This is a genomic window from Sphaerotilus natans, from assembly GCF_900156335.1.
GTDB lineage: Bacteria > Pseudomonadota > Gammaproteobacteria > Burkholderiales > Burkholderiaceae_C > Sphaerotilus > Sphaerotilus natans.
On the sequence record NZ_FTMZ01000003.1, the window covers coordinates 294,971 to 316,950 of the forward strand.

The following is a 21,980-nucleotide window of genomic DNA, read 5'->3' on the forward strand; positions in this document are numbered from 1 at the left end:
ACAGTGCAGCGCGTGAATATTTCAAGATGAAACCCCGGAAACAGGGGCTTTCAACACTGGACAGGAAGAAACCGGCGATATTGACCTGTCGGGGGTCATTCGGGCCGGCTAGGCTCAGAGGATGCGCGATTCTGCACCAAGCCCGGACCGGCCCGGGCACGATGACGCTGCCGCCGGACTTCTCGACCGCCGTCGCTGCCTGGTCCGTCTGGCCGCCCTGGCGCTGGCCGGCGGCGCTGTCCCGGCGCACGCGGCCCGGCGCCGCCCGGGCCGGGACAGCGCCGCCGCCAGCCTGCCGGCACCGGTCGACCAGCTGCCCGCTGCGCTGCGGCAGGCGCTCGAGGCCAGCGGTCTGCCGCTGGAGAGCTTCGGCTTGCATGCACAGCCGCTCGATGGTGGCGAGGCACTGCTGTCCTGGCAGGCTGCGCGGCCCTTCGTGCTGGCCTCGACCTCGAAGCTGCTGACCTCGATGGCGGCGCTTGACCTGCTCGGTCCGGCCTACTGCTGGCGCACCCGCGCCTACCTGAGCGGCCCGCTGACCCAGGGCCGGCTGCTGGGCGATCTGGTGATCCGCGGCGGCGGCGATGCGACGCTGACCAGCGCCGATCTGCTGCAGTGGTTCCGAGAGATCCAGGCCCAGGGTCTGCGCGAGGTCTGGGGCGACATCGTCATCAATCGCGAGGCCTTCCGGCTGCGGCCCGAGGACTTGGCGACGACGCCGGAGCCGACGCCGGAGCGACCGCACCATGTTCGCCCGGATGCGCTGGCGCTCGACGCCGGCGTGGTGCGGGTGGCGCTGCGCAGCGACGCCGGTGGACGGACCGACATCGAGGTCACCCCGCCGCTGCACGACGTGCGGCTGGTCAACAGCCTGGGGCGGGGCGGTGGCTGCGCGGCCAGCGCGGTGCTGCGCGACGACGGCTCGCAGCTGCAGCCCCAGCTGCAGGTCAGCGGCCAGTGGTCGCCACGCTGTGGCGCGCAGCAGATCCGCTTCGCGCCGGTGGGCGTGCGCGATCTGGGTGCTCGTGCCATCGAGGGTCTGTGGCTGCAGGCGGGCGGCGTGCTGCGTGGACGGGTGGTCGAACATGACGGCGGCACCCCGACGCCCTGGCGCGTGACCGAGGCGGGTGGCGGCGCAGCGCCGTTTGCCGAGCATCTGTCGGCACCGCTGTCGGTGCAGCTGCGCGAGATGAACAAGCGCAGCGACAACCTGATCGCGCGTCATCTGATGCTGAGCTTGGCGCCGGACTTCCCCGATCGTTCGGCTACCGCCGAGGCAGCGCGGCTGCGCATGCGTGAATGGCTGCGCCGGCGCGGGGGGCTGCGCGACGAGGCGGTCGTTGGACTGGACACCGGCTCCGGCCTGTCGCGGCTGGAGCGCGCCACGCCACAGGCCTTCGTGCACCTGCTGCAGCGCGCAGCGCGCGGGCCGCACTGGAAGCTGCTGCAGCGCACGCTGCCGGTGGCCGGCGTGGACGGCACGCTGGAGGGCCGACTGCGCGGCAGCGCCGCCCAGGGCCGCGCCTGGCTGAAGACCGGCACCCTGCTCGACACCCGTGGCCTGGCCGGCTGCGTGCAGACCCGGGGTGGGCGCATGATCGCGGTCACGCTGCTTGCCCATCATCCGGACCAGAACCTGATCGCGGGCGCGGTGCCTGCGCTGGATGCCTGTGTCGACTGGATCGCGCATCTGGCATAATCGCCACCCAGCCGATGTGCACCCGGGCGGGTGTAGTTCAATGGTAGAACGGCAGCTTCCCAAGCTTCATACGAGGGTTCGATTCCCTTCACCCGCTCCAGTCCTTGCCGGCATGACCGCCAGCGCCGCCTTTGCAGCCCCTGCAGCCTTCATGGCTTCAGGGGCTGTGTCATTTTGCGAAGCATGAAGACTGTCCTGTCCCCTCCGCGCCGTGTCCTGCTGGGTGCGCTGTTCCTGACGCTGGTCCCGCTGGCCCAGCCGGTCGGGGCCCATGACTTCAAGGCCGGATCGGTTGTCGTCGACCATCCATACGCGGCACCGACGCCCGCGGGCGCGCGCAGCGGCGCGGTCTATTTCCGCATGCTGACGAACGAAGGCCGCCAGCCCGACCGCCTGCTGAGCGCCCGCAGCCCGGTGGCCGAGCGCATCGAGATCCACGAGAGCACGATGGAGGGCGACGTGATGCGCATGCGCGCGCTGCCGGCGCTGGAGCTCGCGCCCGGCGCGGCGGTGCCGCTGCGCCATGGCGGGCGTCATCACCTGATGCTGATGGCGCTGAAGCAGCCGCTGCGCGACGGCGACCGTTTCCCGGTCACGCTGGTGTTCGAGCGCGGCGGCAGCACCGAGGTGATGGTCGACGTGCACCCGGTGCGTGCGGCCCGCACGCCTGCGGGCGGCGCGGCGCATCACTGAACCGGGCGATCCGGCTCACTGGAAGGCGCGGTCGAGCCGGAAGCGGCTGACCGATCCGGTCAACCGGCGAGCTTCATCCTCGAGGCTGGCGGTGGCCTGGCTGGACTGCTCGGCCAGCGTGACATTGGCATCGCCGGCCTTGGCCAGCATCTCCACCGCCTCGCCGAGCTGGGCGATGCCCGAGGTCTGCGCGAAGGTGGTTTCCCAGATGTCCTTGACCAGGCGGTTCATCGTCTCGACCTGGGTGGCCATGTCGACGATGGCGCGCGCGGTGCCGGCGGCCAGATCGGTGCCGCTGCCGACTTGGCGGGTGCTGTCGGCCGCCAGCGTGCGGATCTCGCGTGCGGCCAGCGAGGAGCGCTGCGCCAGCATGCGCACCTCGGTGGCGACCACCGCAAATCCGCGGCCCTGATCCCCGGCCCGCGCGGCCTCCACCGCCGCGTTCAGCGCCAGCAGATTGGTCTGGAAGGCGATCGACTCGATCACGCCGACGATCTCGCTGACCCGTGCCGACGAGGCGGCGATGCCGCTCATCGTCTCGCTCATGCGCCCCATCGCTTCCTGGCCGCGTCGTGCGGCCGTCTCGACGCTCTCGACCAGACCGGCCGCCTGCTCGGCCGCCTGGGCGCTGTGGCTGATCATGCGCGTCACTTCGGCCAGATTGCCGCGCACATGGCCGAGCTCGTCCAGATGGCCGGCGGTGCGGCTCTTCAGGTCGAGGTTGCCGGCATGGATCTGCGCGCAGGCGCTGGCCATGCGCAGGCTGCCCTGGCGCAGTTCGGCCACCATGTCGCCGAGCTGGGTGCGCATGCGCTCGAGCGACTGCAGCAGCCGCGCGGTCTCGTCGCGGCCCTCGACCGCGACCTGGCGGCTCAGGTCACCGCCGGCCACCGCCTCGGCCAGATCGACCGCCTGGTCGAGCGGCCGGGTCACCGAGCGGGCCAGCTGCCAGCTGAGCAGTCCCAGGCCCAGCACCGACAGGCCGAGCAGCAGGAGCTGCAGACTGCGACCCCGCTCCACGGTGGCGTCGAACTCGGCCATCGACTGGCTGCTCAGCGCGTTGCCGCGAACCACGGTCACATCCACCGCGGCCCGGTGCTTCAGATAGAGCGCATGCACCACGCCGAGCTGCTGCCGGGCCGCATCCGGATCACCGGCGTCCAGGCGGGCCAGCATGAGCTGCGCGGCGCCGATGAGCTCGACCGCTGCCTGATGCTGGGTGCCGAGCAGATCCTGCTCGAGCCCGAAAGGCGGATTGGCCTGCCAGTGGCTGACCCGGGCCTGATATTCCTTGTCCAGCCGCGCCAGCTCGCTCTTGGCCTGCGCGGTGTCGAGCCGGCCTTCGAGCGCCTGCGACAGCAGCAGGCGCATCTCGATCAGGTACATCGGCGGGGGCAGGATGTCGGCGACCACGTCCTTGGCGACAAAGGCGCGCTGGCTGGCCTGCGAGAGCCGGGATTCACTCCACAGGCCGGTCAGCGCGCAGGCAGACACGGCGGTGATGCCGATCGCAGCCATCGCGATCTGGCGGGTCCGGACGGACATGCTGTTCAGGAAGGTCATCGGAGATCCGTGGCAAGGGTCTGCCCGGCATCGGCGACAAATCCTGTCAGGATGGATCCGTTTCCACCTTTGTCACGCCCTGTGCGCTGCCGGACGCCGTGCAGTGTCGTCGGACAACTGCAGCCGGAATCGGCAGATAAGAACGGAAATCATCGGGCTCTGACTCAGGCTTCAGCCAGACGGCTCAGCGCAGCGCGCGTCAGCAGCAGCACCTGGTCGTGGCCGGCGCTGGTCTCCAGCCAGATCGCTTCCAGCTGCGGGAAGGCGGCCTCGAAGTGCTCGCGCTCGTTGCCGATCTCCAGCACCAGCACCGCCTCGGGCGACATGCGCGAGGGCGCGTCCTTCAGCAGCTGGCGCACGAAGTCCATGCCGTCGCTGCCGCCGGCCAGCGCGATCTGCGGCTCGGCCAGGTACTCGGGCGGCAGCGCCGCCATCGACTGCGCGTTGACATAGGGCGGGTTGCACAGGATCAGGTCGTAGGGGCCGGCCAGCGCGGGCGCGCTCAGGCCATCGCTCTCGACCAGGCGGATGCGCCCGCCCAGGTCGTGGCGATCGACGTTGATCCGCGCCACCGCCAGCGCGTCGGTGGACAGGTCGGCCGCATCGACCTCGATGTCGGGGAAGGCCATCGCCGACAGCACCGCCAGGCTGCCGTTGCCGGTGCACAGGTCCAGCACGCGGCGGGTGTCGGGCGAGAGCCAGGCGTCGAGCTCGGCGCCCAGTTCGGCATCGGCCAGCAGCTCGGCGATGAAGGAGCGCGGCACGATGACGCGCTCGTCGACATGGAAGGGCACGCCCTGCAGCCAGGCCTCGCCGGTCAGGTAGGCGGCCGGGCGGCGGGTGTCGATGCGGCGCTGCACCAGCGCCTCGACCTGCGCGGCGGCCTCCGGGGCGACGGGCGCCTCGGCCACCTCGTCGAGCGCGTCCAGCGCATGGCCGAGCTGCCACAGCACCAGCCAGGCCGCCTCGTCGAAGGCGTTGGTCGTGCCGTGGCCGAAGCTCACGCCGGCGGCGTCGAGCCGCGCGGCCATCGCCTCGACGAGTTGCAGCGTGGTGGAGGAAGGGGAAACAGTCGAAGTCATGCGAGCAGGCGCTCCAGCGTGCGCCGGTAGATGTCCTTGAGCGGGCCGAGCGCGGAGAGTTCGCAGTTCTCGTCGATCTTGTGGATGGTGGCGTTGACCGGGCCGAACTCGACCACCTGCGGGCAGATGCGCGCGATGAAGCGGCCGTCGGAGGTGCCGCCGCTGGTGGAAAGCTCGGTCTGCAGGCCGGTGATGTCGTGGATCGCGCCGGCCAGCGCGTCGACCAGCGGGCCCGGCCGGGTCAGGAAGGGCCGCCCGCTCAGGCTCCAGTCGAGGTGATAGTCCAGGCCGTGGCGGTCGAGCACCTCGTGCACCCGCGCCTGCAGGCCCTCAGGCGTCGATTCGGTCGAGAAGCGGAAGTTGAAGTCCGCCACCAGCTCGCCCGGAATGACGTTGGTGGCGCCGGTGCCGGCGTTCAGGTTGGAGATCTGCCAGCTCGTCGGCGGGAAGTGGTCGTTGCCGCGGTCCCATTCGAGGCCGGCCAGCTCGGCCAGCGCCGGCATTGCCAGGTGGATCGGGTTCTTCGCCAGATGCGGATAGGCGATGTGGCCCTGCACGCCGCGCACCGTCAGCCGGCCCGACATCGAGCCGCGCCGGCCGTTCTTGACCATGTCGCCCAGGCGCTCGACCGAGGTCGGCTCGCCGACGATGCAGGCGTCGAGCCGCTCGCCGCGGGCCTCCAGCCAGTCGCAGACCTTGACGGTGCCGTCGCGCGCCGGGCCTTCCTCGTCGCTGGTGAGCAGGAAGGCGATGGCGCCGCGGTGGTCGGGGTGGGCGGCGACGAACTCGCGCACCGCCTCGACCATCGCCGCCAGCGAGGTCTTCATGTCGGCGCTGCCCCGGCCCCACAACCGGCCGTCGCGGTGCGTCGGCACGAAGGGGTCGGAGCTCCACAGCGCCACCGGGCCGGTGGGCACCACGTCGGTGTGGCCTGCGAAGACCAGCGTGGGGCCCTCGCCGCCGGTGCCCCGGCGCTTGGCCCAGAGGTTGCTGACGCGGAAGTCGTCCGGGCCGAAGGGCAGGTCGTGGCAGTCGAAGCCGAGCGGGCGCAGCTCGGCGGCGATCAGCGCCTGGCAGCCGGCGTCGTCGGGCGTGACCGAGCGGCGGGCGATGAGCTGCTCCAGCAGCGTGAGGGTGGGCAGGTGCATGGACGGCGGAGAAGCGGGAGAAGGCCGATCAGCGCTCAGCGCTGCTTGGCAGGGAAAGGGCGCGGGGTCAGACCGACGGCCGCACGGCCCGGCGGGGTGATGCCGCTCATCGGCATCGCACCGGTCGCCGTGCCGCGGCGGGGCTCGGGCACCACGTCGAGCTCGATCTCGGTGAAGGAGGGGCCGGCTTCGGCCTCGGGCTCCTCGTCGGCGGGCCGGCGTCCGGGCGCCATGTCGTTCTGCAGCCGCCACAGCAGGTTGGTCGGCGAGTCGGCATGGGCCACGCCCTCGTCCCGGGTGACCAGGCCCTCGGTGATCAGCCGGGCGATGTCCTGCTCGAAGGTCTGCGAGCCCTCGGCCATCAGCCGCTCCATCGCGTCCTTGACGCCTGAGAGGTTGCCTTGGTCGATCATCTCGGAGACCAGCTGGGTGTTGAGCAGCACCTCGACGGCCGGCGTGCGCCCGCCCTGGGTCGAGCGCAGCAGCCGCTGCGAGACGATCGCGCGCAGGCCGGCGGCCAGATCGGACTGCAGCGCCGGCCGCGCCTCGGGCGAGTAGAAGGACAGGATGCGGCCCAGCGCATGGTGGCTGTTGTTGGCGTGCATCGTCGACAGCACCAGGTGGCCGGAGAGCGCGTAGGAGAGTGCCGCGCTCATCGTCTCCCGGTCGCGGATCTCGCCGATGAAGATGCAGTCGGGCGCCTGGCGCATCGCGTTCTTCAGGCCGATCTGCAGCGACTGCACGTCGCGGCCGACCTCGCGCTGGTTCACCACCGACTTGTGGTTGGTGAACAGGAACTCGATCGGATCCTCGATGGTCAGGATGTGGCCGGCGACCTGGCGGTTGCGGTGCTGGATCATCGAGGCCATCGTGGTGCTCTTGCCGGTGCCGGTGGCGCCCACCATCAGCACCAGGCCGCGCTTGGCCAGCGCGAGCGTCGCCAGGATGTCGGGCAGGAAGAGCGTCTCCAGCGCCGGGATCTCGGTCGGCATGAAGCGGAACACGCCCGCGATGGTGCCGCGCTGCTTGAAGGCCGACAGCCGGAAGGTGCCCAGCCCGACGATCGGCACGCCGACATTGAGCTCGCCGGTCTCGTCGAGCTCCTCGAGCTGCGTGGCGCCGAGCAGCTCGGCCAGCAGCTGGCGTGGCTGGTTCGGACCCAGCGGCTCCTGCGTGAGCTGCAGGATCTGGCCGTGGATCTTGATCAGCACCGGCATGTTGGCCGACAGGAACACGTCGGAGGCGCGTTTCTCGGCCATCAGCCGCAGGATGCGCTCCATGTTGCGCGTGCCGTTCATCGTCTTCTTCCCCCTTCGTGTTCCGGTGCGGCGCGGTCGATCGCTCGGTCGATCGCTCGGGCGATCAGTCGCGCAGCAGGTCGTTGATGCTGGTCTTGGAGCGGGTCTGCGCGTCGACGCGCTTGACGATGATCGCGGCGTACATGCTGTAGTCGGCGCCGTTGGCGGCCTTCTTGGGCAGGTTGCCGCTGACCACCACCGAGCCCGAGGGCACGCGGCCGTAGGAGATCTCGCCGGTGGCGCGGTCGAAGATCGGGGTCGACTGGCCGAGGTACACGCCCATGCCCAGCACCGAGTGCTCCTCGACGATCACGCCTTCGACGACTTCGGAGCGCGCGCCGATGAAGCAGTTGTCCTCGATGATGGTCGGGTTGGCCTGCAGCGGCTCCAGCACGCCGCCGATGCCGACGCCGCCCGACAGGTGCACGTTCTTGCCGATCTGCGCGCACGAGCCGACGGTGGCCCAGGTGTCGACCATGGTGCCGGCGTCGACATAGGCGCCGATGTTGACGTAGGACGGCATCAGGATCGCGCCGGGCGCGACGAAGCTGCCGCGGCGGGCGACGGCCGGCGGCACCACGCGCACGCCGGTGGCGCGCAGCTGCTCCTCGGACAGGCCGCCGAACTTGGTCGGCACCTTGTCGAAGAAGGTCAGCGCGCCTTCGCCCATCGGCACGTTGTCGTTCAGGCGGAAGCTCAGCAGCACCGCCTTCTTCAGCCACTGGTGCACGGTCCACTGGCCGACGCCTTCACGGCTGGCCACGCGCAGGCGGCCGGCGTCGAGCTCGGCGATGGCGTGGGCCACGGCTTCGCGGATCTCGGCCGGGGCGGCGGCGACGGACAGGTTCGCGCGGTCTTCCCAGGCGGCTTCGATGACGGATTGCAGTTGGCTCAGGTCGGACATGGGGATCTCTCGGAAGGGAGTCGAAGGAAGGGGAGGGGCGCCGCAGCGCCCGGGTCGGAACGCAGGATCAGGATGCGGTGTTGGCGCGGATGAAGGCGGCGATGCGGTGCGCGGCCTCCAGGCACTCGTCGACGCCGGCCACCAGCGCCATGCGCACCCGGCCGGCGCCGGGGTTGATGCCGTGGGCCTCGCGCGCGAGGTAGCTGCCCGGCAGCACCGCGACATTGTATTGAGCCAGCAGCTCGCGGGTGAACGCGGTGTCGCTGCCGCCGCAGACCGCCTCGGGCACCCGGGCCCACAGGTAGAAGCTGGCGTCGGGCAGCGCCACGTCCATCACCTCGGCCAGCACCGGCGTGACCTGCGCGAACTTGCGCCGGTACATCTCGCGGTTCTCGACCACATGCGTCTCGTCGTCCCAGGCGGGAATGCTGGCCTGCTGCACCGTGGTGCTCATGGCGCTGCCGTGGTAGGTGCGGTAGAGCAGGAAAGCCTTCAGCAGCGCCGGGTCGCCAGCGACGAAGCCCGAGCGCAGGCCCGGCACGTTAGAGCGCTTGGACAGGCTGGTCAGCACCACCAGGCGCTCGAGGCCGCGGCCCAGGCGCTGGGCGGCCTGCAGCGCGCCCAGCGGCGGCTCGTCGCGGAAGTAGATCTCGGAGTAGCACTCGTCGGAGGCGATGACGAAGCCGTGGCGGTCGGAGAGCGCGAAGAGCTGCTCCCATTCCTCCATCGGCACCACCGCGCCGGTCGGGTTGCCGGGCGAGCAGACATAGAGCAGCTGCGTGCGCGACCAGGTCTCGTCATCGATCTGCGACCAGTCGGCGGCGAAGTTGCGCGCCGGATCGCTGTTGGCGAAGACCGGCGTGGCGCCCGACAGGTAGGCCGCGCCTTCGTAGATCTGATAGAACGGGTTCGGGCAGACGACGACCGGGCCGCCGCGCTCGCGGTCGCGGCTGGGGTCGATGACGGTCTGCGCCAGCGAGAACAGCGCCTCGCGCGAGCCGTTGACCGGCAGGATCTCGGTGTCGGCGTCGAGCGTGACGCCGTAGCGGCGCGCGATCCAGCCGGCGCAGGCGCGGCGCAGCGCCGGCAGGCCGGCGGTGGCCGGGTAGGCCGCCAGACCGTCGAGCGAGTGCGTCAGCGCGAGCTTCAGGAACTCCGGCGTCGGATGCTTGGGCTCGCCGATGCCCAGGCTGATCGGCGCGAGATCCGGGTTCGGTCGGACATCCTTGGTCAGCGCGCGCAGGCGCTCGAAGGGGTAGGGCTGAAGACGCGTGAGCAGGGGGTTCATGGGTGCCGGATTATCCGGTATCCGGCCTGTGTCCGGCTCGCGCCCGACCCGGTCAGGGCCCGGTGCTATCATCGCGCCCGCCCCGTGATGGATGGTTGCGGGAAAATCACTTTCAAATCAAAGACTTGCGGCCGATGCGCCTGAACTCGATCAAGCTCGCGGGCTTCAAGTCCTTTGCCGATCCGACCCATTTCCAGCTGCCGGGCCAGCTGGTGGGCGTGGTCGGCCCGAACGGCTGCGGCAAGTCCAACATCATGGACGCGGTGCGCTGGGTGCTGGGCGAGAGCAAGGCCAGCGAGCTGCGCGGCGAGTCGATGCAGGACGTGATCTTCAACGGCTCGGGCCAGCGCAAGCCCGCCGCGCGCGCCAGCGTCGAGCTGATCTTCGACAACGCCTCGGCGCGCGCCGGCGGCCAGTGGAACCAGTACGCCGAGATCGCGGTGCGCCGGGTGCTGACCCGCGACGGCACCAGCCAGTACTACATCAACAGCCAGCCAGTGCGCCGGCGCGACGTGCAGGACGTGTTCCTGGGCACCGGCCTGGGCCCGCGCGCCTACGCCATCATCGGCCAGGGCACGATCAGCCGCATCATCGAGAGCCGCCCCGAGGAGCTGCGCCTGTTCCTGGAGGAGGCTGCGGGCGTCTCCAAGTACAAGGAGCGCCGCCGCGAGACCGAGAGCCGCCTGAAGGATACCCGCGAGAACCTGACCCGGGTCGAGGACATCCTGCGCGAGCTCGATGCCAATCTCGGCAAGCTCGAGGCGCAGGCGCAGGTGGCGCAGCGCTTCCGCGACCTGCAGCAGGCCGGCACGCTCAAGCTGCACCAGCTCTGGTTCCTGAAGCACCGCGACGCCACCGGCGAGCAGCAGCGGGTGCGCGAGGCGGTGCTGGCGGCCACCAACGCGCTGGAGGCGCGGCTGGCCGAGCTGCGCCACACCGAGGCGGCGCTGGAGGCGCTGCGCCAGTCGCACTACGAATCCAACGACGCGCTGCACATCGCCCAGGGCCGTCTGGCCGAGGCGGCGATGCAGGTCAGCCGGCTGGAGGAGCGCATCCGCCATGTCGCCGACGCGCGCCGGCGCAGCCAGCAGCGGCTGATGGAGGCCCAGGCCCAGGCCGCGCAGTGGGTCGAGCGTCAGGCCGAGGCGCAGGCGCAGCTCGAGGACCTGGCCGGTCGCCAGATCGAGGCTGAGGAGCAGGCGGCCGTGCTGGCCGCGCAGCTCGAGGAGCAGGCCGAGGCGCTGCCGGCGGCCGAGGAGCGGCTGCGCCAGGCCGTGCAGCAGGCCGGCGCCCAGCGCGCGCGCGCCACCGGCGTGCAGCAGCAGATCCAGCTGCTGGCGGCGCAGTCGCGCCACCTCGACGAGCGCCGCCGCGAGTTCGAGCTGCGCCGCGAGCGCCTCGGCGCCGAGCGTCGCCAGCTCGCCGCGCCGGACGCCGAGCGGCTGGCGCTGCTGCAGGCGCAGCTCGAGGAGGCGCGCGACCTGCAGGCCCAGGCCGAGGAGCGTCTGGCGGCGCTGACCGAGCAGCTGCCCGAGCTGGAGGAGCAGCGCCGCGCCGCGCAGCAGCTCGCCAGCGCCGAGGCGGCCCGCCGCGCCGAGCTGGCCGCCAGGCTCGACGCCCTGCGCGCGCTGCAGGAGAAGGTGCAGCGCGGCGGGCGGCTGCCGCCGTGGCTGGCGCGTCACGGCCTGGACGGGCTGGCGGCGCTGTGGACGCGGCTGCAGGTCGAGCCGGGCTGGGAAAGCGCGCTGGAGGCGGCATTGCGCGAGCGCCTGCAGGCGCTGGAGATCGGCCGGGTCGAGACGGTGCGCGCCTTCGAGGCCGATCCGCCGCCGGCGCGGCTGGTGTTCTGCAGCCTGGCCGAGGCCGGCCGCACGGAGGCCTTGACCGAGGATGCGCAGCGCCTGCCGCTGCCGACGCTGGCCTCGCGGCTGCGCCTGGGCGATGTCGCGCTCTCCGGGCTGCTGGAAGACTGGCTGGCGGGCTGCCGCACCGCGCCGGATCTGGCGGCCGCGCTGCTGCTGCGCGAGCGGCTGCGCCCGGGCGAGCTGATCCTGACGCCGGCCGGCCACGCGGTCAGCCGCCATGCGGTGGCCTTCCACGCGCCGGACTCCGAGCAGTCGGGCCTGCTGGCGCGCGCGCAGGAGATCGAGCAGCTCGACCGCCAGACCCGCGCGCAGGTGCTGCTGGCCGACGGCGCGCGCGACGCGCAGGTGCGCGCCGAGGCCGCGGCCGCCGAGGCCGCGCGCCAGCTCGCCGGCGCCCGGCGCGAGGCGGGCGAGACGCAGTCGCGCGCGCACCAGCTCCAGGTCGAGGTGCTGCGCCTGGCGCAGCAGGCCGAGCAGGCCACCCGCCGGCGCGAGCAGCTCGACGCCGAGATCGCCGAGATCGACCGGCAGGCCGAGGACATCGAGGAGCGCCGCCAGACCGACCAGGCCCGGCTGGAGGAGCTTGATCTGCAGCTCGGCGATGCGCAGGAGGCGCAGGTCGCCGCCGAGGACCGCGTGCTGGAGGCCGAGCGGCGCCTGGGCGATGCGCGCGAGCAACTGCGCCGGCTCGAGCGCGGCGCGCAGGAGGCGCAGTTCGGCGCCCGCGCGCTGGAGGCGCGCCGCAGCGAGCTGCAGCGCGCCATCGAGACGGCCGCGCAGCAGATCCAGGCCGCCACCCAGACCGAGAGCCAGCTGCGGCTCGAGCTCGATGACTTCGACGAGGCCTCCGCCACCGAGGGCCTGCAGGAGGCGCTGGAAGTGCGCATCGAGCGCGAGCAGGCCTTGTCGGGCGTGCGCTCGCGCCATGAGGAACTCACGCTGCAACTGCGCCAGCACGACGAGCGCCGCGGCGCGCTCGAGCGCGAGCTGCAGCCGCTGCGCGACGACATCACCCGGCTGCAGCTCGAGGAGCAGGCCGCCTCGCTGGGCGGGGCGCAGTTCATGGAGCAGCTGCAGGCCGCCGGCGTCGATCTGATCGTTCTGGCCGAGGGCATCGACCGCGACGGCGTGCGCCTGCACGGCCTGCAGGCCGAGATCGACCGGCTGCAGCGCGAGATGAACGCGCTGGGCGCGGTCAACCTGGCCGCGCTCGAGGAGCTGGGCTCGGCGCGCGAGCGCAAGGGCTTCCTGGACGCGCAGAACGCCGACCTGCAGGAGGCGATGCAGACGCTGGAGGAGGCGATCCGCAAGATCGACGCCGAGACGCGCGACCTGCTGCGCAGCACCTTCGACCGTGTCGATGCGGGCTTCGGGCAGATGTTCCCGTCGCTGTTCGGCGGCGGCACCGCCCGGCTGGTGATGACCGGCGAGGAGATCCTCGACGCCGGCGTGCAGGTCATGGCGCAGCCGCCGGGCAAGAAGAATTCGACCATCCACCTGCTGTCGGGCGGCGAGAAGGCGCTGACTGCCATCGCGCTGGTCTTCGCGATCTTCCAGCTCAATCCGGCGCCGTTCTGCCTGCTCGACGAGGTGGATGCGCCACTGGACGACGCCAATACCGAGCGATATGCCCGCCTCGTGCGCAAGATGTCTGATCAGACGCAGTTCCTGTTCATCTCGCATAACAAAATAGCGATGGAAATGGCAGAACAGCTCATCGGGGTGACAATGCAGGAGCAGGGGGTCTCGCGCATCGTCGCCGTCGACATGGAAGCCGCCGTCTCGATGGCGGACTCATGAGATGAGCCTGTGCCTGGCAGGGCTGCGGCGCTGCGCGAGCAACGACACGACTGAAGACAAGGAAAACAGGGTCCGATGAATTCGCTGCAAATCTGGTTGGCCATCATCGGTGGCCTGGTGCTCGCCGGGGTGATCGGGCATGGCGCCTGGCAGACGCGTCGGGCTGCTGGCCGTGCCCGGCCGACCGCTGCTCCGGCCGGCACCACCTCCGACACCCCGCCGCTGCCGCCGCCCGATGCGTCCGATTCCGGCCCGGGCACCGTGCCGATGGCGCTCGAGCCGAGCTTCGGGCCGGAGCCGGCCTCCACCCGGCCGGCGGTCTTCGATGCGCTGCCGCGCGAGCCGGCGGCTGTCCGGGAACCGGCGATGGAGGCGATCGTGCCCGCCCCGGCCGTCCCGCCGGTGGCGCCGATCGAGCAGCGCCTGAGCGAGGTGCCGGCCGCGCTGGCGCATCCGCCGCGCCGGCACAGCAGCTCGGCGCGCATCGACGCGCTGATCGACGCGATCGTGCCGATCGGGCTGGACGCGCCGCTGTCGGCCGAGCAGGTGCTCGCGCAGGTGCCGCCGACCCGCCGCGCCGGAAGCAAGCCCTTCCTGATCGAGGGTCGCCACGCCGAGACCGGCCAATGGGAGCCCCTGGCCGCCCCGGCCCGCTACAGCGCGCTGCAGGCCGGCGTGCAGCAGGTCAACCGGGGCGGCGCGATCAACGAGATCGAGTATTCCGAGTTCGTGCAGAAGATCCAGGCCTGCGCCGACGCGCTCGGCGGCGAGGCGCTTTTCCCCGACATGCTCGAGGTGGTGGCGCGGGCCAGGGTGCTCGACCATATCGCGGTCAACCATGACGCCCAGCTGGCGATGCGCCTGCAGGCCCGGCGCGGCAGCTGGCCGCTGAGCTGGGTGCAGCAGCATGCCGCCCGCCATGGCTTCGTCGACGGACCGACACCGGGCCGACTGGTGCTGCCCGGCCGCACCGAAGGCGCGCCGCCGGTGCTGGAGCTGTGCCTGGATGCCCAGGCCGCGCTGGCCGACGATCCCGGCCAGGTCTGGGTCGACCAGATGTCGCTGATCTTCGACGTGCCGCAGACGCCGCGCCAGGACCAGCCCTTCAACGCCTGGTGCGCGGCCGGCCAGGCGCTGGCGATCTCGCTCGATGCCGAGGTGACCGACGATTCCGGCCAGCGCCTCCATGCCGAGTCCTTCGCGATGATCCGCGAGGACCTCGACGGCCTGTACGACAAGCTCGAGGAGTTCGGCCTGCCGGCCGGTGCGCCGGTCACGCGCCGCCTGTTCAGCTGAACCGCTGAAGATTCGGCCGAGGGCGTGCCGCGCCTACACTGGCGCGCATGTCCCAGACCGATCTCTTCTCCGATGATCCGGCCGCCCTGCGCGCGGCCGCGCTGCGCCGCCAGCTCCACCACCACGCCCACCGCTACTACGTGCTCGACGCGCCGGAGATCCCGGACGCCGAGTACGACCGCCTGTTCGCCGAGCTGCAGGCGCTGGAGGCCGCCGACCCCGGCCTGCGCCCGCCCGACTCGCCGACGCAGCGTGTGATCGGTGCGGTGCTCGACGGCCTGTCGCCGGTGCGGCATGCCGTGCCGATGCTGTCGATCGAGACCGAGACGGACACCACATCGCAGGGCGCCATCGCCTTCGACGAGAGGGTGCGCTCGGCACTGAAGCTCGCCGAGTCCGACCCGCCGGTGCGTTACGCGGCCGAGCTGAAGTTCGACGGCCTGGCGATCAACCTGCGCTATGAAGCTGGCGTGCTGGTGCAGGCCGCCACGCGCGGTGACGGCGAGACCGGCGAGGACGTCACCCAGAACATCCGCACGATCGGCCAGATCCCCCTTCGACTGACGGGGGTCGACGCACCGGTGATCGAGGTTCGCGGCGAGGTCTACATGCGCCGCGACGACTTCGAGCGGCTCAACGAGGCCCAGCGCCAGAAGGGCGAGAAGACCTTCGTCAACCCGCGCAACACCGCCGCCGGTGCGGTGCGCCAGCTCGATCCGGCGGTGACGGCGCAGCGCCCGCTGAGCTTCTTCGCCTACGGTCTGGGCGACGTGCAGGGCTGGGACCTCCCTGCGACCCATGCCGGGCTGCTGGATGCCTTCGCGGCGATGGGCCTGCCGGTCTGCGCCGACCGGGTCGTGGCCGAGGGGGCCGACGGGCTGGTCGCCTTCCATGCCGCGATCGGCGCGAAGCGCGATGCGCTGCCCTTCGACATCGACGGCGTGGTCTACAAGGTCGATGACCGGGCGCTGCAGCAGCAGCTCGGTTTCAAGACCCGCGAGCCGCGCTGGGCGGTGGCGCACAAGTACCCGGCGCAGGAGCAGCTGACGCGGGTGCTGGCGATCGACATCCAGGTCGGGCGCACCGGCAAGCTCACGCCGGTGGCCAAGCTCGAGCCGGTCTTCGTCGGCGGCACCACCGTCAGCAACGCCACGCTGCACAACGAGGACGAGACGCGCCGCAAGGACGTGCGCGTCGGCGACACGGTGATCGTGCGCCGCGCCGGCGACGTGATTCCCGAGGTGGTCGGCGTGGTGCCGGAGCGCCGCCCGCCGGACGCCGGCGCGCCCTTCGACCTCTACCTGCGCCTGCAGGGCCGCTGCCCGGTCTGCGCCAGCGACATCGTGCGCGAGGAAGGCGAGGCCGACTGGCGCTGCACCGGCGGCCTGTTCTGCCCGGCGCAGCGCAAGCAGGCGCTGCTGCACTTCGCCGGCCGGCGCGCGATGGACATCGAGGGCCTGGGCGACAAGGTGGTCGACCAGCTGGTCGACAGCGGCCTGATCCGCACGCTGCCCGAGCTCTACAAGCTGGGCGTTCTCAAGCTCGCCGCGCTGGAGCGCATGGGCGACAAGAGCGCGCAGAACCTGGTCGATGCGCTGGAGAAGAGCCGCCGCACCACGCTGGCGCGCTTCCTGTTCGGGCTGGGCATCCGCCATGTGGGCGAGTCGACCGCCAAGGCGCTGGCGCGGCATTTCGGCAGCATCGACCGGCTGATGGACGCTCCGCCCGAGCAACTGCTCGAGGTGCCCGACGTCGGCCCGATCGTGGCGGCGAGCCTGCGCACCTTCTTCGACCAGCCGCATAACTGCGAGGTGGTCGAGCAGCTGCGCGCCGCGGGTGTCACCTGGGACGAGCACGAGGGCGCGCCGCCGGTGCAGAGCCTGCCGCTGGCGGGCCTGACCTTCGTGCTGACCGGCACCCTGCCGACGATGGGCCGCGACCAGGCCAAGGACCTGATCGAGGCCGCTGGCGGCAAGGTCAGCAGCTCGGTCTCGAAGAAGACGAGCTATGTCGTGGCGGGTGCGGAGGCTGGATCGAAGCTTGACAAGGCTCAATCCCTGAGCCTGCCGATCCTGGATGAGGAAGGTTTGCTCCAGCTTGTGGCTTCTTTGCGCGTGGCTCAGGGGGGATCGGACGCCCAATAAGTCGCAATATTGGAAAAGCCTCGACATCACCCCCTGAAATGAAGGGTAAAGCTCCTTCTTCACCGGTTCCAGAATGCCTCATCGGTCGGGAGCGAGCTCCGGGCAGGCTCTGCAAATGAGCCTGAACGGGTTCCCGGCCATCGAGTGACCTGCTGGGAAACGATGATCATGAAGAAGTTGTCGATGATGGGGGCGCTGCTGACGCTCGGCCTGCTGGCCGGCTGCGGCGGGGGTGGTGGCGGTGGCAGCGAGGTGACCGCGCCGACGGCAAAGACCACCACTGAGGTGATGGCGGGCGTGTCGGGCTCGACGCTGGCGCTGGATCGTGGCAGTGCTGCTGCCGGCGCCGATGCCAATGCCGACGGCGTGCGCGACGATGTCGCCACCTGGATCGGCAGCCAGGGCTACACCAGCGCGATGAGCGCGGCCGCGACCCAGCTGGCCCGCGCCTATCAGGGCGCGATCACGGTCAGCACGAGCGACGCCGATGCGCTGCGCACGGCGCGCACCGCCGCCAGCGATGCGGTCGAATGCGTGATGCAGAGCGCCGCCTCGATCGACGCCGGCTACAAGGCGGTGGCCGATGTGCGCCGCGTGACCCTCAACACCGACGCCCGCGCCTCGGCCTATCTGGCCTACGCCGCTGCGGTCAACGACACCGTCGTGCGTGCCCCCGAAGGCACCGGCTGCACCAGCAGCAACTGACACCGACCGGGAGCGACACGATGAAGATCATGCTGAAGAGCAAGCACAACTTCCTGCGTCACGCGCTGGCGGGCGCAGCCGGCCTGGCGATGCTGGCGGGCACGGCCACCGCGGCCACGACTTCGATCTGCGATGCGGCAGGCGGCTATGTCGTCGCCTACTACAACGACACGCTGGCGCTGCCGGATGATGCCGATGCGCAGCGCGCCGCGATGCGCATCGCACGGCATGGCCGCAACACCGGCAGCGTCGAGACGATCAACAGCGAGCCGGTCCGCTACGAGACCTTCTACAGCCTGACCCCGACCCAGCTGCAGGCGCTGGCCAGTGCCTACCGCAGCGCGCTCGACGGCGCGCTGAGCGCGCACTGGGAATACTTCTGGGACTTCCTGGGTGGTGACGGCTCGGCCTGGAGCACGCTGGCCGGCCGCACCGGCGACAGCCGCTTCACCGCGCTGACCTCGTCCTTCGCGGAGCAGGTGACGAGCCAGAAGGCGGCCTCCGTGAGCGCGCTGACCACGGTCGGCAACACGCAGAAGGCCTGCATCCAGGCGCTCTACACCGAGCGCCAGAAGGTCACGCTCGCCAGCCTGGGCAGCCAGGGTACGCTGTTCGCCGACCAGAGCTTCACGGCCATCGGTTCGCCGAGCAACAGCTCCGCGCTGCGCCTGTCGCTCACCAGCCGTCCCGTCGAGAGCACCGTCACCGCGCTGACCGAGAAGATGGCGGCGCTTCAGACCCCGAGCGGTCTGCACAACAACCAGGGCTTCTTCACCGCCACGCTGTCGTGGTCGGTGCCGTCCAATGCCTACGGCACCGATGCCAACGGCAACGCGCTGAAGAATGACTTCGACCTGCATGTGATCGAGCCGACGCCGCCGCAGACCAGCAGCAGCTATGTGCAGTGGGTGCACTTCTCGACCACTGGCGACCCGGGCAAGGGCGGCGGCGGTGATGTCTCCAAGCAGGGCTATGCCGGCTATCTGGACAAGGATGGCAAGGGCACATCGCTGTCGGACACCGGTCCGGAGCACTACTACGCTTCCTGCGACGAGAGCAAGTTGCTGCCCGGTACCTACTGGATCGCCGTGACCCGCGTGCATGCCCAGATTCCTTCGCTGACGCCGATCACCCTGCAGATCGCGACGGCGAAGTCCGGCGAGGTCTACTCCAAGACCTTCGCCTACACCGATCTGCCCGAGTTCGTGCAGCAGACCAAGCTGACCTTCCCGGTCAGGGTCGTGCTGACGAAGAACAGCGACGGCAGCTGGGCCAAGCCGGAGGTGAAGGCCTTTGCGCCGTTCGCCAGCTACGAGAGCACCGAGCTGCCGACCTACGCGCTCTGATCGTCGGCATCGCCGGATGTGTCTGCGCATCGGGCGATCCGCAAAACGCAAAAAAGCCGCGGTGGGTGCCGCGGCTTTTTTCTTGACCTGACGGCGGCGTGGCCGGTTCAGAGATCCTGATCCAGCGCCCGCGCCACGCCCAGCAGCGCCGGCGACACGCTGGCGTCGATGACGAAGACTGGCATCTGCGCCAGATAGGCCTGGAAGCGGCCCTTGGCCTCGAAGCGGGCGCGGAAGGGCGAGCGATCGAAGAATTCGCCCAGGCGCGGCACGATGCCGCCGCCGATGTAGACGCCGCCCAGCGCGCCCAGCGTCAGCGCCAGATTGCCCGCGACGCTGCCCAGCAGCGCGCAGAAGCGCGTGGCGGCCTCGACGCTGCGGGCGCACTCGCCCGAGAGCGCGCGACGGCTGACGTCGGCCGGGGTGGAGGCGGTCGCGGCCACGCCGTCGAGCTGGCAGACGGCCTCGTACAGCGCCACCAGACCGGCGCCGCAGATCGCGCGCTCGGCCGAGGCGTGGCCGTAGCGCTGGCGCAGCACCGCGATGATCGCCTCCTCGCGCGCGTCGCCGGCCGCCAGCGTCACATGGCCGCCTTCGCCGGCCAGCGCGACCCACTGGTCGCCCGCCGGCAGCAGGCCCGACACGCCCAGGCCGGTGCCCGGGCCGATCAGCGCGATCGGCGCCTGCGGGCGGGCGCTGCCGCCGCCGACCTGGCGCAGCTCGTGCGGCTGCAGCGAAGGCAGCGCCAGCGCCAGCGCGGTGAAGTCGTTGATCACCACCAGCCGTTGCAGGCCCAGATCGGCCTGCAGCCCGGAGATCGAGAAGCCCCAGTGGTGGTTGGTCATGCGGATCTCGTCGCCGGTGACCGGATTGGCGATGCCCATCGCCATCGAGCCGGGCTGGCCCAGGCCGGTGCCGGCGAGATAGGCGCGCACCGCGTCGGCCAGCGTCGCGTGCTCGGCGCAGGGCAGGGTGCGGATCTGGTCGATCGCGGCGCCGTCATGCGCGATCCAGCCGAAGCGGGCATTGGTGCCGCCGATGTCGGCCACGAGGCGGGGGTAGGGCGAACGGGAGCTCATCTGCGGGGACGTCAGTCGGGGAGGAAGGGCAGGGAAGAACAGGCGCCGGCCGGAAACGGCTGCGGCGCGCCATCCTAGCGCGCCGCAGGTTTCGTGCCCAGAACAAGCCGGGCGGGGCTTCAGCGGCCCAGGCGCTTCTCGGTCTCGCCGTCGAACAGGTGGACCGCGTCGGTCGACCAGCTCAGGTGCACCGTGTCGCCGACCTGCTCGGCCACATGGCCGGCCAGCCGCACCACCACCGCACCAGCGGCGGTCTTCACCGACACATAGGTCTCCGGGCCGGTCGGCTCCAGCATGGTGATCTCGCCGGCCAGGCCGCTGGCGGCGAAGCTGATCTTCTCCGGACGCAGGCCGTAGATCACCTTGCGGCCGGCCGGGGCCGCCGCCTGGTGCTCGGCGTGGGTGGCCAGCAGCGTGCCGCCCACCGACACGCCGCCGGCGGCCGCGGTGCCGCGCAGCATGTTCATCGCCGGCGAGCCGATGAACTCGGCCACGAAGACGGTGGCCGGGCGGCTGTAGATGTCGTCGGGCGTGCCGAACTGCTGCACCACGCCGCCCTGCATCACCGCGATGCGGTCGCCCAGCGTCATCGCCTCGACCTGGTCGTGGGTGACGTAGACGGTGGTGGTCTTGGTGCGCTGGTGCAGCTGCTTGATCTCGGCGCGCATCTCCACGCGCAGCTTGGCGTCGAGGTTGGACAGCGGCTCGTCGAACAGGAACAGCGCCGGATCGCGCGCCAGGGCGCGGCCCATGGCCACGCGCTGGCGCTGGCCGCCGGAGAGCGCGCCGGGCTTGCGCTCGAGCAGGTGCTCGATCTGCAGCATCTTGGCCACGCGGGCCACCGCCTTCTCGCGCTCGGCCTTCGGCACCTTGCGCATCTCCAGGCCGAAGGCGATGTTCTCGGCCACGTTCATGTTCGGGTAGAGCGCGTAGCTCTGGAACACCATGGCGATGTCGCGGTTCTTCGGCAGCTCGTGGGTGACGTCGCGCTCGCCGATGTGGATGGTGCCGCTGGTGGGGCTGTCGAGGCCGGCGATCATCGACAGCAGCGTCGACTTGCCGCAGCCCGACGGGCCCACCAGGATCAGGAACTCGCCCTTCTCGATCTCCAGGTCGATGCCCTTGAGGATGTGGATGTCGCCGCTGTAGGTCTTGCGGACGTTGCGGATGGAAAGTGCGCCCATGATGAGATCCTGAATCCTTCTTAACCCTTGACGGCGCCGGCGGTCAGCCCGCGCACGAAGTACTTGCCTGCGACGACATAGACGAGGAGCGTCGGCAGCGCGGCGATCATCGCGGCGGCCATGTCCACGTTGTATTCCTTGACCGAGCTGGAGGTGTTGGCCAGGTTGTTCAGGCCCACCGTGATCGGCTTGGAATCGGCGCCGGAGAAGACCACCCCGAACAGGAAGTCGTTCCAGATGTTGGTGAACTGCCAGATCAGCGTGACGACCAGGATGGGCGTCGACAGCGGCAGCACGATGCGCACGAAGATGCGGAAGAAGCCGGCGCCGTCGAGCATCGCCGCCTTGATCAGCTCGTCGGGCAGCCCGATGTAGTAGTTGCGGAAGAACAGCGTGGTCGAGGCCAGGCCCATCAGCACGTGCACCGTGATCAGGCCCCAGATTGAGTCCGACAGGCCGACCCAGCCCAGGATCTGCGACATCGGCAGCAGCACCACCTGCAGCGGCATGAACACGCCGAACAGCATGAAGGAGAACAGCAGCTCGCTGCCCTTGAAGCGCCACTTGGTCAGCACATAGCCGTTGAGCGCGCCCAGCGTGGTGGAGATCGCCACGGCCGGGATGATCATCGCCATCGAGTTCCAGAAGAAGGGCTGCAGGCCGTTGCAGTCGGTGCCGGTGCAGGCGCTCGACCAGGCCTTGCCCCAGGCCTCGAAGTTCAGCCCGGCCGGCAGGGCCAGCAGGCTGCCGCCGCGGATCTCGCCCATGTCCTTCAGCGAGGTCACGAGCATCACGTAGAACGGCAGCAGGAAGAACAGCGCGAAGACGCCGAGCAGGCCGAAGATGATGAAGCGGTGGACGTTTTTCATGAGGGGACTCTCCGCCG

At 70.7% G+C, this 21,980-nt stretch carries 16 protein-coding genes and 1 tRNA gene; 8 read left to right on the forward strand and 9 right to left on the reverse strand.

Translation table 11 applies throughout. From position 1 onward, the window contains the following. The first annotated feature begins 121 nt into the window (after nucleotides 1–121). From dacB to BW996_RS04585, 3 genes are all read left to right on the forward strand, one after another. Nucleotides 122–1,699: a D-alanyl-D-alanine carboxypeptidase/D-alanyl-D-alanine endopeptidase gene (gene dacB / locus BW996_RS04575; protein WP_037483745.1), complete on the forward strand. Its 1,578-nt coding sequence runs from the start codon at nucleotides 122–124 to the stop codon at nucleotides 1,697–1,699. 26 nt (nucleotides 1,700–1,725) lie between these two features. Continuing rightward, nucleotides 1,726–1,799, forward strand: a tRNA-Gly gene (locus BW996_RS04580). 83 nt (nucleotides 1,800–1,882) lie between these two features. Continuing rightward, nucleotides 1,883–2,392 (forward strand): copper chaperone PCu(A)C, encoded by a 510-nt coding sequence (locus tag BW996_RS04585; RefSeq protein WP_037483747.1) that lies wholly within the window; start codon nucleotides 1,883–1,885, stop codon nucleotides 2,390–2,392. A gap of 15 nt (nucleotides 2,393–2,407) precedes the next feature. Here the strand turns inward: BW996_RS04585 and BW996_RS04590 are convergent, their stop codons facing one another. The 6 genes from BW996_RS04590 to dapC all read right to left on the reverse strand — a co-directional run bounded on the left by BW996_RS04590 (nucleotide 2,408) and on the right by dapC (nucleotide 9,675). After that, nucleotides 2,408–3,937 (reverse strand): methyl-accepting chemotaxis protein, encoded by a 1,530-nt coding sequence (locus BW996_RS04590; RefSeq protein ID WP_162177994.1) that lies wholly within the window; start codon nucleotides 3,935–3,937, stop codon nucleotides 2,408–2,410. Between the two features lie 182 nt (nucleotides 3,938–4,119). Beyond that, a complete protein-coding gene (gene prmB, locus BW996_RS04595) occupies nucleotides 4,120–5,037 on the reverse strand; it encodes a 50S ribosomal protein L3 N(5)-glutamine methyltransferase (protein WP_037483748.1) in 918 nt (305 codons plus the stop codon). Beyond that, nucleotides 5,034–6,185 carry a succinyl-diaminopimelate desuccinylase gene (dapE, locus tag BW996_RS04600; RefSeq protein ID WP_037483749.1) on the reverse strand — a complete coding sequence of 384 codons (1,152 nt, stop codon included), beginning with the start codon at nucleotides 6,183–6,185 and terminating at the stop codon, nucleotides 5,034–5,036. Before dapE ends, prmB begins: the two co-directional genes overlap by 4 nt. 35 nt (nucleotides 6,186–6,220) lie before the next feature. After that, nucleotides 6,221–7,483: a PilT/PilU family type 4a pilus ATPase gene (locus tag BW996_RS04605; protein WP_081838213.1), complete on the reverse strand. Its 1,263-nt coding sequence runs from the start codon at nucleotides 7,481–7,483 to the stop codon at nucleotides 6,221–6,223. 64 nt (nucleotides 7,484–7,547) lie between these two features. Then, nucleotides 7,548–8,387 (reverse strand): 2,3,4,5-tetrahydropyridine-2,6-dicarboxylate N-succinyltransferase, encoded by an 840-nt coding sequence (gene dapD, locus BW996_RS04610; RefSeq protein ID WP_037483751.1) that lies wholly within the window; start codon nucleotides 8,385–8,387, stop codon nucleotides 7,548–7,550. A gap of 67 nt (nucleotides 8,388–8,454) precedes the next feature. Continuing rightward, a complete protein-coding gene (gene dapC / locus BW996_RS04615; RefSeq protein WP_037483753.1) occupies nucleotides 8,455–9,675 on the reverse strand; it encodes a succinyldiaminopimelate transaminase in 1,221 nt (406 codons plus the stop codon). Nucleotides 9,676–9,809: 134 nt separating this feature from the next. Here dapC and smc point away from each other — a divergent pair, with 134 nt between their 5' ends. The 5 genes from smc to BW996_RS04640 all read left to right on the forward strand — a co-directional run bounded on the left by smc (nucleotide 9,810) and on the right by BW996_RS04640 (nucleotide 18,831). Then, a complete protein-coding gene (smc, locus tag BW996_RS04620; protein ID WP_076458667.1) occupies nucleotides 9,810–13,340 on the forward strand; it encodes a chromosome segregation protein SMC in 3,531 nt (1,176 codons plus the stop codon). 75 nt (nucleotides 13,341–13,415) lie between these two features. Further along, nucleotides 13,416–14,636 carry a cell division protein ZipA C-terminal FtsZ-binding domain-containing protein gene (locus tag BW996_RS04625; RefSeq protein WP_037484492.1) on the forward strand — a complete coding sequence of 407 codons (1,221 nt, stop codon included), beginning with the start codon at nucleotides 13,416–13,418 and terminating at the stop codon, nucleotides 14,634–14,636. A 47-nt stretch (nucleotides 14,637–14,683) separates the two neighbouring features. Further along, nucleotides 14,684–16,780 carry an NAD-dependent DNA ligase LigA gene (ligA, locus tag BW996_RS04630; RefSeq protein WP_037484493.1) on the forward strand — a complete coding sequence of 699 codons (2,097 nt, stop codon included), beginning with the start codon at nucleotides 14,684–14,686 and terminating at the stop codon, nucleotides 16,778–16,780. A gap of 168 nt (nucleotides 16,781–16,948) precedes the next feature. Further along, the gene (locus tag BW996_RS04635; protein WP_139330742.1) at nucleotides 16,949–17,485 is read left to right on the forward strand and encodes a hypothetical protein; all 537 of its coding nucleotides are present in this window, start codon (nucleotides 16,949–16,951) and stop codon (nucleotides 17,483–17,485) included. A 20-nt stretch (nucleotides 17,486–17,505) separates the two neighbouring features. Then, nucleotides 17,506–18,831 carry a hypothetical protein gene (locus BW996_RS04640; protein ID WP_037484498.1) on the forward strand — a complete coding sequence of 442 codons (1,326 nt, stop codon included), beginning with the start codon at nucleotides 17,506–17,508 and terminating at the stop codon, nucleotides 18,829–18,831. 107 nt (nucleotides 18,832–18,938) lie between these two features. On the opposite strand, the gene BW996_RS04645 is transcribed toward BW996_RS04640, so the two are convergent. The 3 genes from BW996_RS04645 to BW996_RS04655 form a co-directional block, all read right to left on the reverse strand. Continuing rightward, a complete protein-coding gene (locus BW996_RS04645; RefSeq protein WP_037484500.1) occupies nucleotides 18,939–19,910 on the reverse strand; it encodes a glucokinase in 972 nt (323 codons plus the stop codon). A 119-nt stretch (nucleotides 19,911–20,029) separates the two neighbouring features. Next, entirely contained in the window at nucleotides 20,030–21,094 is a 1,065-nt protein-coding gene (locus BW996_RS04650; protein ID WP_037484502.1) for an ABC transporter ATP-binding protein, read from the reverse strand. 20 nt (nucleotides 21,095–21,114) lie between these two features. After that, complete coding sequence (locus tag BW996_RS04655) at nucleotides 21,115–21,963, reverse strand: carbohydrate ABC transporter permease (RefSeq protein ID WP_037484503.1); 849 nt, start codon at nucleotides 21,961–21,963, stop codon at nucleotides 21,115–21,117. Nucleotides 21,964–21,980: the final 17 nt, after the last annotated feature.

What these genes read in the sequence shown, in the direction of transcription:
- smc (WP_076458667.1), top strand. Translation starts at nt 9,810, where the DNA reads ATGCGCCTGAACTCGATCAAGCTCGCGGGCTTCAAGTCCTTTGCCGAT.
- dapD (WP_037483751.1), bottom strand. Translation starts at nt 8,387, where the DNA reads ATGTCCGACCTGAGCCAACTGCAATCCGTCATCGAAGCCGCCTGGGAA.
- BW996_RS04650 (WP_037484502.1), bottom strand. Translation starts at nt 21,094, where the DNA reads ATGGGCGCACTTTCCATCCGCAACGTCCGCAAGACCTACAGCGGCGAC.
- BW996_RS04655 (WP_037484503.1), bottom strand. Translation starts at nt 21,963, where the DNA reads ATGAAAAACGTCCACCGCTTCATCATCTTCGGCCTGCTCGGCGTCTTC.
- dacB (WP_037483745.1), top strand. Translation starts at nt 122, where the DNA reads ATGCGCGATTCTGCACCAAGCCCGGACCGGCCCGGGCACGATGACGCT.
- BW996_RS04605 (WP_081838213.1), bottom strand. Translation starts at nt 7,483, where the DNA reads ATGAACGGCACGCGCAACATGGAGCGCATCCTGCGGCTGATGGCCGAG.
- BW996_RS04645 (WP_037484500.1), bottom strand. Translation starts at nt 19,910, where the DNA reads ATGAGCTCCCGTTCGCCCTACCCCCGCCTCGTGGCCGACATCGGCGGC.
- BW996_RS04635 (WP_139330742.1), top strand. Translation starts at nt 16,949, where the DNA reads ATGAAGAAGTTGTCGATGATGGGGGCGCTGCTGACGCTCGGCCTGCTG.
- ligA (WP_037484493.1), top strand. Translation starts at nt 14,684, where the DNA reads ATGTCCCAGACCGATCTCTTCTCCGATGATCCGGCCGCCCTGCGCGCG.
- BW996_RS04590 (WP_162177994.1), bottom strand. Translation starts at nt 3,937, where the DNA reads ATGTCCGTCCGGACCCGCCAGATCGCGATGGCTGCGATCGGCATCACC.
- BW996_RS04640 (WP_037484498.1), top strand. Translation starts at nt 17,506, where the DNA reads ATGAAGATCATGCTGAAGAGCAAGCACAACTTCCTGCGTCACGCGCTG.
- dapE (WP_037483749.1), bottom strand. Translation starts at nt 6,185, where the DNA reads ATGCACCTGCCCACCCTCACGCTGCTGGAGCAGCTCATCGCCCGCCGC.
- BW996_RS04625 (WP_037484492.1), top strand. Translation starts at nt 13,416, where the DNA reads ATGAATTCGCTGCAAATCTGGTTGGCCATCATCGGTGGCCTGGTGCTC.
- BW996_RS04585 (WP_037483747.1), top strand. Translation starts at nt 1,883, where the DNA reads ATGAAGACTGTCCTGTCCCCTCCGCGCCGTGTCCTGCTGGGTGCGCTG.
- dapC (WP_037483753.1), bottom strand. Translation starts at nt 9,675, where the DNA reads ATGAACCCCCTGCTCACGCGTCTTCAGCCCTACCCCTTCGAGCGCCTG.
- prmB (WP_037483748.1), bottom strand. Translation starts at nt 5,037, where the DNA reads ATGACTTCGACTGTTTCCCCTTCCTCCACCACGCTGCAACTCGTCGAG.